The 12,384-nt window shown below is 63.7% G+C and carries 13 protein-coding genes; 7 read left to right on the forward strand and 6 right to left on the reverse strand.

What is annotated here, in order from left to right:
* Positions 1-66: 66 nt before the first annotated feature.
* The 3 genes from JAB4_RS24425 to JAB4_RS24435 all read right to left on the reverse strand — a co-directional run bounded on the left by JAB4_RS24425 (position 67) and on the right by JAB4_RS24435 (position 1,544).
* Entirely contained in the window at positions 67-378 is a 312-nt protein-coding gene (locus JAB4_RS24425) for a cell division protein ZapA (RefSeq protein ID WP_034747344.1), read from the reverse strand.
* On the reverse strand, positions 378-641 hold the full coding sequence (locus tag JAB4_RS24430; RefSeq protein ID WP_034747342.1) for a hypothetical protein: 264 nt from the start codon (positions 639-641) through the stop codon (positions 378-380). The genes JAB4_RS24425 and JAB4_RS24430 overlap by 1 nt, the downstream gene beginning before the upstream one ends.
* A gap of 156 nt (positions 642-797) precedes the next feature.
* The gene (locus JAB4_RS24435) at positions 798-1,544 is read right to left on the reverse strand and encodes a hypothetical protein (protein ID WP_070221900.1); all 747 of its coding nucleotides are present in this window, start codon (positions 1,542-1,544) and stop codon (positions 798-800) included.
* A 524-nt stretch (positions 1,545-2,068) separates the two neighbouring features.
* Between JAB4_RS24435 and groES the strand changes: the two genes are divergently transcribed.
* From groES to JAB4_RS24450, 3 genes are all read left to right on the forward strand, one after another.
* Positions 2,069-2,359 (forward strand): co-chaperone GroES, encoded by a 291-nt coding sequence (groES, locus tag JAB4_RS24440; protein WP_010400979.1) that lies wholly within the window; start codon positions 2,069-2,071, stop codon positions 2,357-2,359.
* Between the two features lie 50 nt (positions 2,360-2,409).
* Positions 2,410-4,059, forward strand: coding sequence for a chaperonin GroEL (groL, locus tag JAB4_RS24445; protein WP_070221899.1), 1,650 nt, complete (start codon positions 2,410-2,412; stop codon positions 4,057-4,059).
* Between the two features lie 183 nt (positions 4,060-4,242).
* On the forward strand, positions 4,243-4,752 hold the full coding sequence (locus tag JAB4_RS24450; protein ID WP_227742024.1) for a hypothetical protein: 510 nt from the start codon (positions 4,243-4,245) through the stop codon (positions 4,750-4,752).
* A 4-nt stretch (positions 4,753-4,756) separates the two neighbouring features.
* On the opposite strand, the gene JAB4_RS24455 is transcribed toward JAB4_RS24450, so the two are convergent.
* Both JAB4_RS24455 and JAB4_RS24460 read right to left on the reverse strand, forming a co-directional pair.
* Complete coding sequence (locus JAB4_RS24455; RefSeq protein WP_070221898.1) at positions 4,757-5,995, reverse strand: MFS transporter; 1,239 nt, start codon at positions 5,993-5,995, stop codon at positions 4,757-4,759.
* On the reverse strand, positions 5,992-6,531 hold the full coding sequence (locus JAB4_RS24460) for a PadR family transcriptional regulator (protein ID WP_070221897.1): 540 nt from the start codon (positions 6,529-6,531) through the stop codon (positions 5,992-5,994). Before JAB4_RS24460 ends, JAB4_RS24455 begins: the two co-directional genes overlap by 4 nt.
* 113 nt (positions 6,532-6,644) lie before the next feature.
* On the opposite strand from JAB4_RS24460, the gene JAB4_RS24465 reads away from it, so the two are divergent.
* Positions 6,645-7,202 (forward strand): GNAT family N-acetyltransferase, encoded by a 558-nt coding sequence (locus JAB4_RS24465; protein WP_070221896.1) that lies wholly within the window; start codon positions 6,645-6,647, stop codon positions 7,200-7,202.
* Between the two features lie 82 nt (positions 7,203-7,284).
* Positions 7,285-8,859 carry an oligopeptide:H+ symporter gene (locus JAB4_RS24470; protein WP_070221895.1) on the forward strand — a complete coding sequence of 525 codons (1,575 nt, stop codon included), beginning with the start codon at positions 7,285-7,287 and terminating at the stop codon, positions 8,857-8,859.
* Between the two features lie 111 nt (positions 8,860-8,970).
* Here JAB4_RS24470 and JAB4_RS24475 read toward each other — a convergent pair whose 3' ends face one another.
* Positions 8,971-10,602, reverse strand: a complete 1,632-nt coding sequence (locus tag JAB4_RS24475; protein ID WP_070221894.1) for an alpha-D-glucose phosphate-specific phosphoglucomutase — start codon at positions 10,600-10,602, stop codon at positions 8,971-8,973.
* Positions 10,603-10,770: 168 nt separating this feature from the next.
* Between JAB4_RS24475 and JAB4_RS24480 the strand changes: the two genes are divergently transcribed.
* Together JAB4_RS24480 and JAB4_RS24485 are read left to right on the forward strand one after the other, a co-directional pair.
* Positions 10,771-11,265: a sigma-70 family RNA polymerase sigma factor gene (locus JAB4_RS24480; RefSeq protein WP_175444722.1), complete on the forward strand. Its 495-nt coding sequence runs from the start codon at positions 10,771-10,773 to the stop codon at positions 11,263-11,265.
* Positions 11,266-11,273: 8 nt separating this feature from the next.
* Positions 11,274-12,368: a FecR domain-containing protein gene (locus JAB4_RS24485; protein ID WP_070221956.1), complete on the forward strand. Its 1,095-nt coding sequence runs from the start codon at positions 11,274-11,276 to the stop codon at positions 12,366-12,368.
* Positions 12,369-12,384 lie beyond the last annotated feature (16 nt).

The following is a 12,384-nucleotide window of genomic DNA, read 5'->3' on the forward strand; positions in this document are numbered from 1 at the left end:
CTGTGCTTGAGCACAGCGAGCATCGCAGGCCGCAAGTCGCGACGCGCAGTAGGTTTGGTTCGGTGTTTAAAAAAGGTTTTCCTGGGGCGTCAATGCGCTGTCCAGAACGGTGTGCATGGCCGAGATCTTTTGCTTCACTTCCAGGATCGTCAGTTCCGACAGCGGACCTTGCGGCGACTTCACGGAGAGGAATTCCGCGGCTACGCCCAGCGCGGCCAGCACGGCGATGCGGTCATTGCCCTTGACCTTGCCCGCGTCGCGGATGGCTTTCATTTTGCTATCGAGATAGATCGCCGCTTCGCGCAGCGCGCGCTCTTCGCCGTCGCGGCACACCATGCTGTAGGACTGGCCCATGATATTGACATCAACACGCGGCATTACGCTTCCTTCTCGTTCTCGGCAATATAGGCGCCCGCTTCCGAAGCGGCTTGCTCCAGACCGGCTTGCACCAGTTCGGGAATTTTTTCCAGCAACGCCTCGACCCGCTCCTGCGCCTCGCGCATGCGTTGCACATACAGGGCGTTCTCGGCGGCCAGCGCGGCATTGTCCTTGCGCAGTTGCGCGTTTTCACGACGCAGCGCATGGGTCATTTCGGCCAGCAGGCCTATTTTGTCGGATAATTCGTTGAATTCGGAAATCATCCCGCCACTATAGGGCGGACGCTCCATGGGCGTCAATCGAATCACGCCGCTGTCACACATATTTACATCAATGCAGGTCAGTTGCCGTGAAATACACGCTTTTTCCGGCGCGTTTCGCCATCTGCACGCATCCGCCGGCGCCGCGATGCCAGCGTTTTACTCGTCGACGTAATCGGGTTCGATATCGAGAGCGCCATAGCGGTTTTCGCACGAGCGGCGCGACAATTCCTGCTTGCCGCTCTTGCCATCAAGCACCATCGTCAAGTCGCGGCAAGTACGGTGGTAGCTGCCAGGTTTGGCGTCCGTCCGCGAGGGCGTCAAAGTGACGCGCAAGGGCACGGCATTGCCCAGCCCCTTGTTGCTCCATTCACGGCTCTTGCCATCCTCTTCATCTTTCAAGGTGCGCACGGCGGCCGTCAGCAAGGATTTCTGTTCCTTCGCATTCAGCTTGGCGATGGTCACGTCGGACAGGAAAGGCGGATACACGACGGGCGCCGGGTCCTTGCCCTGCACATCCCAACGGCCGCTGTTCTGCGAACACGTACGGCGGCTCAGGTCTTGCGACTTGTCGCCCGCCGTGACGACGAATTTCAGGTCGCGGCAGATGTGCGCCTTCAGGCTGTGTTCCGTCATGCCGGAGTTGCTGAAGTTATATGTGACTTTCACCCGCACGCCACGGTCGCCGCCGTTGTCCCACACATGCGCTTCCTGGTCGTCGTCGTCCTTGTTGAGGTCGTTGAACAGCTCGTTGAGCAGCATGTCCTTTTCCAGCGGCGTCAGGGTCGCCACGGTGATCTCGTCGAGAATCGTGGGCGTTTGCGCGGCGGCATTGCCCAGGCAGGCGAGGCCGACGAGGGCGGCACCGAGCAGGCGCAGGGCGGGACGGGAAAGAGTCGATGGCATGGTGTGCTTTCTGGTACAGGGGAATATTGATATGCAATTGCAATCATCTTATCAAAGTCCATAGCAAAACTCTGTTTCCTGTGCGTACAGGAACGCCGTTCGCCTGACGGGCATGCTAGAGTCGCGCCTGTTGCTGACGCCCGGGAACGAGGCTTGCGTTTGCGCAAACCCTGCGTAAATGCAGGCTGCGCAGAACGTCCAAGCTTATCTTCCCGGAGAATAAGCCCTTGAATAAGCCCCCTACCGTCCCTATAATTAGCACTCGTTAGTAGAGAGTGCTAACAAACTCTTTCGTAGCAATCCTCAAGACATGATGGTGTCTGCCGGGCAACAGCAGGGAACGCTACGCGGCGGGCGACGCCGCGATGCCACCACTGCCCAGCGCCGGCATGCACCCGATGCCATGGGGTTTGCTTGACCGTTGCGGGCTGCTTTCAACGGCGGTCACTGAAAGCACGCCTGGCGCTGTGCCAGGCATGTATTCATTTAGCAACACCTATCCATTGAACTTTAAGGAGTTTTGTATGAATCTGCGCCCATTGAACGATCGCGTCATCGTCAAACGCCTCGACCAGGAAACCAAGACTGCGTCCGGCCTCATCATTCCTGATGCAGCTGCTGAAAAACCGGATCAAGGCGAAGTCCTTGCCGTAGGCAATGGCAAGATTCTCGACGACGGCAAAGTCCGTCCTCTGGATGTCAAAGTGGGCGACCGCGTCCTGTTCGGCAAGTACGCCGGCCAAACCGTCAAAGTTGACGGCGATGAGCTGCTGGTCATGCGCGAAGAAGACATCATGGCGATCGTCGTCAAGTAATTGTTTCCACGTTGTAGACAGATACATCCCGAAACTCAGGAGAATTGAACATGGCAGCTAAAGAAGTAGTATTCGGCGACGCAGCGCGCGCCAAGATGGTCGAAGGCGTCAACATCCTCGCCAACGCAGTCAAAGTCACCTTGGGCCCGAAAGGCCGCAACGTCGTGCTGGAGCGCTCGTTCGGCGCCCCTACCGTCACCAAGGACGGCGTGTCGGTAGCGAAAGAAGTTGAACTCAAAGACAAGCTCATGAACATGGGCGCGCAAATGGTCAAGGAAGTGGCTTCCCGCACCAGCGACAACGCCGGCGACGGCACCACCACCGCGACCGTACTGGCCCAAGCCATCGTGCGCGAAGGCATGAAGTTCGTTGCCGCCGGCATGAACCCGATGGACCTGAAGCGCGGTATCGACAAAGCTGTTGCAGCGACCGTCGAAGAACTGGCGAAAATCGCCCGTCCTTGCACCACGACCAAGGAAATCGCCCAGGTTGGCGCGATCTCGGCAAACTCGGACTACTCGATCGGCGAGCGTATCGCTGAAGCGATGGAAAAAGTCGGCAAAGAAGGCGTCATCACGGTAGAAGACGGCAAGTCGCTGAACGACGAGCTGGACATCGTTGAAGGCATGCAGTTCGACCGCGGCTACCTGTCGCCATACTTCATCAACAACCCAGAGAAGCAAGTTGCCGTCCTGGACAGCCCATTCGTCCTGCTGTGCGACAAGAAAATCTCGAACATCCGTGACCTGCTGCCGGTACTGGAACAAGTCGCCAAGGCTGGCCGTCCACTGCTGATCATCGCGGAAGACATCGAAGGCGAAGCGCTGGCTACCCTGGTTGTGAACAACATCCGCGGCATCCTGAAAACCTGCGCAGTGAAAGCACCAGGCTTCGGCGACCGCCGCAAAGCCATGCTGGAAGACATCGCTGTCCTGACGGGCGGCCAGGTAATCGCTGAAGAAGTCGGCCTGACCCTGGAAAAAGTGACCCTGGCCGAACTGGGCCAGGCGAAACGCATCGAAGTGGGCAAGGAAAACACCATCGTCATCGATGGCGCCGGCGAAGCTGCCTCGATCGAAGCACGCGTGAAACAAGTGCGTGTACAGATCGAAGAAGCGACCTCGGACTACGACCGTGAAAAACTGCAAGAGCGCGTGGCCAAACTGGCTGGCGGCGTTGCCGTGATCAAGGTTGGCGCAGCCACCGAAGTCGAAATGAAAGAAAAGAAAGCCCGCGTTGAAGATGCACTGCACGCCACGCGCGCTGCCGTGGAAGAAGGCATCGTGCCAGGCGGCGGCGTAGCCCTGCTGCGCGCACGCGCCAACATCACGGTCAAGGGCGACAATCCTGATCAAGACGCTGGTATCAAGATCGTCCTGCGCGCAATGGAAGAGCCACTGCGCATGATCGTGCAAAACGCCGGCGAAGAAGCTTCGGTCGTCGTGGCAGCCGTCCTGGCTGGCGCGGGCAACTACGGCTACAACGCTGCCAACGGCACGTATGGCGACATGGTGGAAATGGGCGTTCTGGACCCAGCCAAAGTGACCCGTTCGGCGCTGCAAAACGCCGCTTCGATCGCTTCGCTGATGCTGACGACCGACTGCATGGTCTGCGAAATCGCTGACGACAAGGCAGCCGGCGGCATGGGCGGCGGCATGGGTGGTATGGGCGGCATGGGCGGCATGGACGGCATGATGTAATCCAGGCGGCCGCGCGCGCAGGCGACGGCGCGCGCAGCCGCCACGCCGGGACGGGACAGGCAGACCAAAAGCTGCTTGCGCCTGCCCGGCAGCCCCGAGAGCCATCTTCTACGGAAGGTGGCTTTTTTTCGTCTTGCTTTTTAGAAATTTCAACGATTGCCCGCCTGCACGTTTTGCTTTAGCATGGCCGCCATCGTCCCTCTTTCTCACGCCACCATCATGCAGCCACGCGCCTCTTCTTCCAAAACCACCATCATCGCCGGCATCCTGGCCGGCTTGCTGGCCGCCGGGCTCGGCGCTTTCTACCTGCACCAGCAAGGCGCGCCGCACGGCACCAATGTCCCGGCCGCGAGCAGCCAGGTGGCGCCAGAACAGAGCGCGCGCGCCGTCGATGCACTGATGGCATTGCCGGAAATCAAGGCCTGGTCGGCGCATATCGAAAAGGCTTCGGGCGGCCGCGCCCACGGCGCCGTGATGGAAACGTCGCCCGACGTGCGTCTCATCGATAGCAAGCCCTACTATGACCTGAGCTTTGTGGAAAACACGCCGGACGCGGCGCACCGCTGGGAGAGTTTCGTCGTCTCCCAGGATGGCAAGCGCATCCTCGTCGACGACGTCGTCAGCGGTGAGCTGATCAGCCTGGAACAATGGCGCAAGGACAATGCGCCCATGCAGCGCATCGCCACCCAGTAATCCCCTACGCCGGCGCCCCCTGCGGCGCCGCACCGCGCACGCGCGCCACCCACCACACCGTCCACAGCGACAAGCCCGCCGCCAGCCAGCCATTGATGCCGTAGCCGCTGATGTGGCCGGCCGCATCCGTCTGCAGGGTCAGGCCACCCAGCCAGGCGCCCAGGCCGCTGCCAAAGCTTTGCAGAGCCGAATTGGCGCTGAGAAACGCGCCCCGCTTGTGCGGTTCCGGGATGGTCGTCAGCAGCGCCTGCAGCGGCACCATGCGGCCCGACACCAAGGCCATAAAAAAGGGAAACGCCAGCATCAGCCCCAGCAGCGGCAGCTGGGGCAAGTGCGTCATGAACAGCAGCGGTGCAATCGACAGCAGGGAAACCCAGCGGTACACCTGCTGCTTGCCGGCCCGGTCCGCCCAGCGGCCGATCAGGCGCGCCGTAAAGATCGTGGCGCAGCCGCCCGCCAGATACACCCAGGTGACATCGGCCGGCGCCAGCCCCATATTGCCCACGAGCACGGGCGAAATGAAGGGGATGACCAGCATGCCGGCCGTCATGTTGACAATCGACAAGGAGAACGCTTGCAGGTGCCGCCTTTCCCGGAACAGCGCCAGCAGGTTCGGCAGCACCTGGCGCAGCGGCGTGGCAGCCGCCCCCATGTGCGCCGTGAGCGAGGGCAGCACGCGCGCCGCGCCCAGCCAGACCAGCAGCGACAGCACGACCAGCAGGAAAAACGGCGAAGCCCAGCCAAAGTACGCGGCCAGCACTACGCCGATGGGCACGCCGCCCACGGCCGCCATGGCAAACGAGGTCATGACGACGCCCGTGGCCGCGCCGCGCCGCTCGGAAGGAATCACGTCGCCGATGATAGCCATGACCATGGCGCCCAGCACGCCGCCCGTCAGCCCCGCAAACGCGCGCGACCACAGCAGCACGTGGAAGTTCGGCGCCAGCGCGCAAGCGAGGTTCGACAGGGTGAACAGGCAAAACATGGTCAGCAGCAGCTTCTTGCGGTCGAAGCGGTCGATATACGTGGCCGCCAGCAAGCCGGACAGGCCCGCGCACCAGGCGTAGGCGGAAACGGCGCCGGAAACGGCGGCCGGGCCGATATGAAAAGCCTGCATCAGCTGGGGCGCCAGCGGCATCATCACCATGAAATCCATGATGACGGTAAATTGCGTCAGCGCAAGCAGCCACAGCATCGTGCGCTCGCGCGCCGGCGTCAGCACGGGAACAGGCGCGGCCGTCATGCCAGCGCCTCGACAGCGCTGCGGGCCTGGCGCAGGATGGCGCGGATGGCATCGAGGCGCGCGGCATCCGGCTCGCCCGCGCGCCCGCGCGCCAGCACGGCCGCCTTCAGTTCATGCATCAGGTGGCGCAAATCGTCGTCCGCGCCGGCCGGCGCATCGACCCTGGCGGCAATCGCGTCGACATAGGCGCGGTTCGCCTCCAGGAAAGCCAGCCCTTCGGGCGTGATGTTGTGCAGCTTCTTGTTGCCATCGAGGCTGACGGCCACGTAGCCGTGCTCCACGAGGCCATGCATGAGCGGGTAGATGGCGCCGGGACTCGGGGCATACGCGCCGCCGGCGCGCTGTTCGATGGCCTTGATGATGTCGTAGCCGTGGCGCGGCTTGTCGGCGATCAATTGCAGCACCAGGTAGCGCAAGGTGCCCGCGTCAAACATTTTCGGCCCGCGGGCAACAGGATGGCCAGGCGTGCCTGGCGCATCGCCCTGGCCATGGGCTGCCGCGCGCACGGGGTGCATCCCGTGCAGAAGATGGAACATGATGATTCCTTAAGATATATCGCAATAAGATATATCTTATTGTCGAAAACGCAGCAACGCAAGGTTTACTTTCTGGCATCGAAGCCCGATACTCGCCCACATGTCCGCCATCATTGTCCGCCCCCCTGACGCCCGACGACGTTGCCGCCTACCGCGCGCTGCGCCTGGCCGGCATCGCCGAACTGCCCGCCGCCTTCTGCACGACGCATGCGGCGGAGAGCGGCTTGCCGCTGGCACGGATAGCCGAGCGCTTGCGCGCCACTTCCCACCAAATAATATTTGGCGCTTTCGACAAGGATCAATTGATCGGCATTGCCGGCCTGCGCCGCGAACCGATCGCCGTCGTGCATGACAAGGCCAGCCTGTGGGGCGTGTACGTGGCGCCGCAGGCACGCGGGCATGGCGCGGGACGGCAACTGCTGCAGGCAGCCATCGCCCATGCCTGCGCCATCCCCGAACTGGCCCGCCTGCGCCTGGCCGTGGCGCAGGACAACCACGCGGCATTGACCCTGTACCTGGGCTGCGGCTTTACCCTGGCGGACGGCCCCGCATCGGACGGCATGCTGCAAATGCAGCTGTGGCTGCCGCGCCCGGCGTGTGCAAGCGCAAGCGCAAGTGCCGAAAGTAATGTCTTTATGAAAATCAATACCTTACAAATCCCTGCGAAATAGCGGACAGGCCGTTTTTTCTGTTGCAAGCAAACGCGGCAGGCCTTAGCATCGCGGCTTACAAAAAAAACTTGGGGGAGAGCCAATGTCATCGGCCGAGACACAAACCGCCACGGGCAAAATGCCGCGGCAAATACCGTACATCATCGCCAACGAAGGCTGCGAACGCTTCAGCTTTTACGGCATGCGCAACATCCTGACGCCATTCCTCATCAGCACCCTGCTGCTGATGATCCCGATCGACCAGCGCACGGGCGAAGCCAAGCACGTGTTCCACACCTTCGTCATCGGCGTATATTTCTTCCCGCTGCTGGGCGGCTGGCTGGCCGACCGCTTCTTCGGCAAGTACAACACCATCTTCTGGCTCAGCCTCGTGTATTGCGCGGGCCACGCCTGCCTGGCCCTGTTTGAAAACAGCGTCAACGGCTTCTATTTCGGCCTGTTCCTGATCGCCTTCGGCTCCGGCGGCATCAAGCCGCTCGTCGCCTCGTTTGTCGGCGACCAGTTCGACCAGACCAACAAGCACAAGGCCAAGCTGGTGTTCGACCTGTTCTACTGGATCATCAACTTCGGCTCCTTCTTCGCCTCGCTGCTGATGCCGATGTTCCTGCGCGACTTCGGTCCCTCGATCGCTTTCGGCATCCCCGGCCTGATGATGCTGGCCGCCACCGTCGTCTTCTGGATGGGCGCCAAGAAATACGTGCACGTGCCGCCGGCGCCGCCGAATCCCGATTCGTTCACCCGCGTGGCCCGCACGGCCCTGCTGGCGCGCGTCCACGGCGGTTCGCGTCCTGGCCTGTACGTCGCCTACGTGGGCGTGATCGGCGCCCTGTACGCGTTCTACAGCATTCCCGAATGGGGCTTCGTGATTTCCGCGTGTACCGCGCTGGTCTTGCTGCTGGCCTTCGGCAGCATCGGCACGGCCATGCAGCTGGAACGCGCGCGCGGCATCCACCCGGACGAAGCCGTCGAAGGCGTGCGCGCCGTGCTGCGCATCCTCGTCATCTTCGCCCTCGTCACGCCGTTCTTCTCGCTGTTCGACCAGAAGGCCTCGACGTGGATCGTGCAGGCGAACACCATGGAAAAACCGAGCTGGTTCCTGCCGGCGCAGATGCAGGCGCTGAACCCGATGCTGGTGATGCTGCTGATCCCGTTCAACAACCTGGTGCTGTATCCGATGCTCAACCGCTTCGGCCTGGAAGCGACGGCCCTGCGCCGCATGACGGCCGGTATCGGCTTTTCCTCGCTGGCGTGGATCGTCATCGGCTTGCTGCAGCTGGCCCTCGACAGCGGCAACGCCGTCTCCATCATGTGGCAGATCCTGCCGTACGCCCTGCTGACGTTCGGCGAAGTGCTGGTCTCGGCCACGGGCCTGGAGTTTGCGTACAGCCAGGCGCCCGTCTCGATGAAGGGCGCCATCATGAGCTTCTGGAACCTGTCGACCACGGTGGGCAACCTGTGGGTGCTGATCGTCAACCGCAGCGTCATGAATGAAGGCGTGATCGGCAAGATCGCCGAGAGCGGCATCAGCGTGACGGCTTTCCAGATGTTCTTCTTCGCCGCCTTTGCCGCCGTCGCCATGCTGGCCTTCGGCCTGTATGCGAAGCGCTACAAGATGGTGGACAACTACCGCCAGGCGGCTGTCCCGGGCAAGGCGTAATCATACAAGTAGGTTGGATTAGCCCAAAGGGCGTAATCCGACAACGCTGCTGACAATGTCGTCGGATTACGCGTGGCGATGCCACGCTAATCCGACCTACGCGCCCTTTTTTTACGTCGTCACCGTCGGCGCGTCGCGCCCCGTGCGTGCGCGGATCTGCGCCACTTGCTCGGCCACGGCGATCAATCCCGCCAGCGCTTGCTGGGTCGGGATGTCATGCTGCGCGGGATCGGCCTCGTAGCGCTCCAGGTACAGGCGCAGGGTGGCGCCCTCGGTGCCCGTGCCGGACAGGCGCAGCACGATGCGCGCGCCGTCCGTCATGACGATGCGGATGCCCTGCTGCGTCGCCACGGAACCGTCGACGGGGTCCGTGTAGCTGAAATCGTCGGCCAGCGCCACCGTGTAGCCATCGAACTGCTGGCCCGGCAAGGCGGCCAGCTGGCCGCGCACGGCCGCCATCAGCTGCGCCGCGCCAGCGCTGTCGATGTCTTCATAGTCGTGGCGCGAGTAGTAGTTGCGGCCATACGTGGCCCAGTGCGCGCGCACGATGTCTTCCACCGACTGCTTTTTTTCCGCCAGCAGGTTAAGCCAGAACAGCACGGCCCACAGGCCATCCTTTTCACGCACGTGGTTCGAACCCGTGCCGTAGCTTTCCTCACCGCACAGGGTGGCCATGCCGGCGTCGAGCAGGGTGCCGAAGAATTTCCAGCCCGTGGGCGTCTCGTAGCAGGGGATGCCCAGCGCGCTGGCGACCCGGTCGGCCGCGCCCGACGTCGGCATCGAGCGGGCGATGCCGGACAAGCCCGCGCGGTAGCCGGGCGCCACGGCGGCGTTGGCGGCCAGGATGGCCAGGCTGTCCGAGGGCGTGACGTCGAAGCGCCGGCCGACGATCATGTTGCGGTCGCCGTCGCCGTCCGAAGCGGCGCCGAAGTCCGGCGCATCGTCGCCGGCCATGCGCGCGATCAGTTCCTGCGCGTTGACGGGATTCGGGTCCGGATGGCCGCCGCCGAAGTCTTCCAGCGGCACGCCGTTGATGACGCTGCCCTTCGGTGCGCCCAGCATGCCTTCCAGGATGGCCGTCGCATACGGGCCGGAAACGGCGTGCATGCCGTCAAAGCAGATGCGCAGGCCGCCTGCGAACAGGGCGCGGATGGCGTCGAAGTCGAACAGCTGCTGCATCAGTTCAGCGTAATCAAGCACCGGGTCGATCACTTCGACCGTCATCTGCTCGATGCGCACAGTGCCCAAGGCGTCGAGGTCGATGTCGGCCGCGTCGCTGATGCGGTATTCGATGATCGTTTGCGTGCGCGCAAACATGGCTTCCGTGACCTTTTCGGGCGCCGGGCCGCCATTGGCGATGTTGTACTTGATGCCGAAATCGCCATCGGGACCGCCCGGATTATGGCTGGCCGACAGGATGATGCCGCCGCTGGCGCCATGCTTGCGGATCACGCAGCTGACGGCCGGCGTCGACAGGATGCCGCCCTGCCCCAGCAGCACGCGCGCGTAGCCGTGCGCGGCCGCCATGCGCAGCACCGTCTGGATGGCCGCCCGGTTGTAGTAACGCCCGTCGCCGCCCAGCACCAGGGTCTGGCCGCGGCAGTCGCCGAGCGTGTCGAACACGCTTTGCACGAAGTCTTCCAGGTATTGCGGGGCGCTGAAGACCGCTACCTTCTTGCGCAAGCCCGAGGTGCCGGGCCGCTGGCCGGCCATCGGTGCCGTATTGATAATTTGAATAGCCATCTTGCCTCCCTATTAACTTCCCATGTTAACCGATGCCCGCCGCCCGACAAAGCGTTGTACGCCTGCCACGGTGCGGCAAGCCGCTTAACGCCGCATCCTGGCATATCGTATAATGAGAATCATTCTCATATGCGGCATTCCTGGCTGCGGACTCAGACATCGGACGCCGTGGTTGCACGCTATTACCAAGAACTGTTGAACTTTTGCTGGCGCAGCTTGCGCAACCGCGAGGCTGCCTTGGACCTGGTGCAGGAAAGCTATGCGCGCGTGCTGGGCGAACAGGCCGTGCGCGAACCGCGCGCGCTGCTGTACCGCACGGCGCGCAACCTGATGATCGACCAGCACCGCCGCGCCGCCCTGCGCCAGCACGAGGAACTTGACGCCCTGCCGGAAGCGGCGCATCCGGCAGGGCCGTTGCATTTGCAGCCGGAACAGGCGCTCGAAAGCAGCCGGGACTGGCAAGCCTGCGTGGCCGCCATCGACGCCCTGCCGCCCCGCTGCCGCGACGCCTTCGTGCTGCACGTCTTCGAGGAATTGCCGCACGCGCAGATCGCGGCGCGCATGGGCATATCCGTGAGCATGGTGGAAAAACATATCGCGCGCGGCATGCTCAGTTGCCGGGCGCAGTTGCTGCAGTTGCATTCCTTGCGCAAAGCCACATAATGGCGCCCATGACCGCCCGCCCGCCCCGCCATGAGTTCGGCCCGTCCGCCCAGGACGAGGCGGACTTGCGCGAGTACGCCGCTTTTACCGCCACACAAGACCCGGCAGCGCTGGCGGCCGCCACCTGGTTCAGCCGGCGCGGTAACCTCGATGCGCAACAACAGGCCGAGTTTGCCGCCTGGCTGGCGGCCGATGCGCGTCACGCCCAGGAGTATGCGCAGCTCAAAGACACGCACCGCGCCGTGCGCCGGATTCCCGCGCACGTCGCCGCGCGCTGGGCGGTGCCCCAGGCTTCCCCTGCGCCAGTGTCCGCTCCCCGCCGGCACTGGCTGCGCGCCTTGCCGTATGCGGCCGCCGCCATGCTGCTGCTCGGCGTGGGCGCGGGCGGCTACCAGTGGTGGCAGCAACCCACGTTCAGCCAGTCGTATGCCACGGCGCGGGGCCAGCGCCTGGCCGTCGCCCTGCCCGACGGCAGCAAGCTGCAGCTCGACACGGCCACGCAGCTGCACGTCACCGTGTACCGCCAGCGGCGCGAAGTGCGCCTGGCGCAGGGCGAAGCGCTGTTCCAGGTGCAATCAAAGCAAGGGCAGCCGTTCGACGTGCTCAGCGGCCCTTTGACGGTGACGGTGGTGGGCACACAGTTTGCCGTGCGCAACACCCTGGCCCAGGACGGCCAGCTGCGCGTGGCCGTGCAGCATGGCCACGTGCGCGTGGCGGGCGCGCGGCAAGAGCAAGTCGACCTGACGGCCGGCCAGGGCGTCAGCAGCGATGCCGGCGGCCGCCTGTCGGCCGTCGCCAGCCTGGCGCCCGGCAGCGTGGCGCCTTGGCGCGACGGCAGGATCACCTTCGACAACGTGCCGCTGGGCGCGGCGCTGGCCGAGTTCGAGCGCTATGGCGACACGGGCCTGCTCGTGCGCGATCCGGCCGTGGCGCGCCTGCGCATCGGCGGCAGCTTCAGCCTGACCCAGCTCGACCGCTTTGCCGCCGCCCTGCCCCAGCTGCTGCCCGTGCAGCTCGTGCACAGCGGCACTGCCAGCGAGATCCGCATGGCGGCAACAATGCCTGCGCAGGCGCCCGCCATGCATCTGCAACAAAATAAATGAAAATAAGTCGCATTCG

Origin of the sequence: Janthinobacterium sp. HH102 (assembly GCF_001758625.2) — a bacterium.
GTDB lineage: Bacteria > Pseudomonadota > Gammaproteobacteria > Burkholderiales > Burkholderiaceae_D > Janthinobacterium.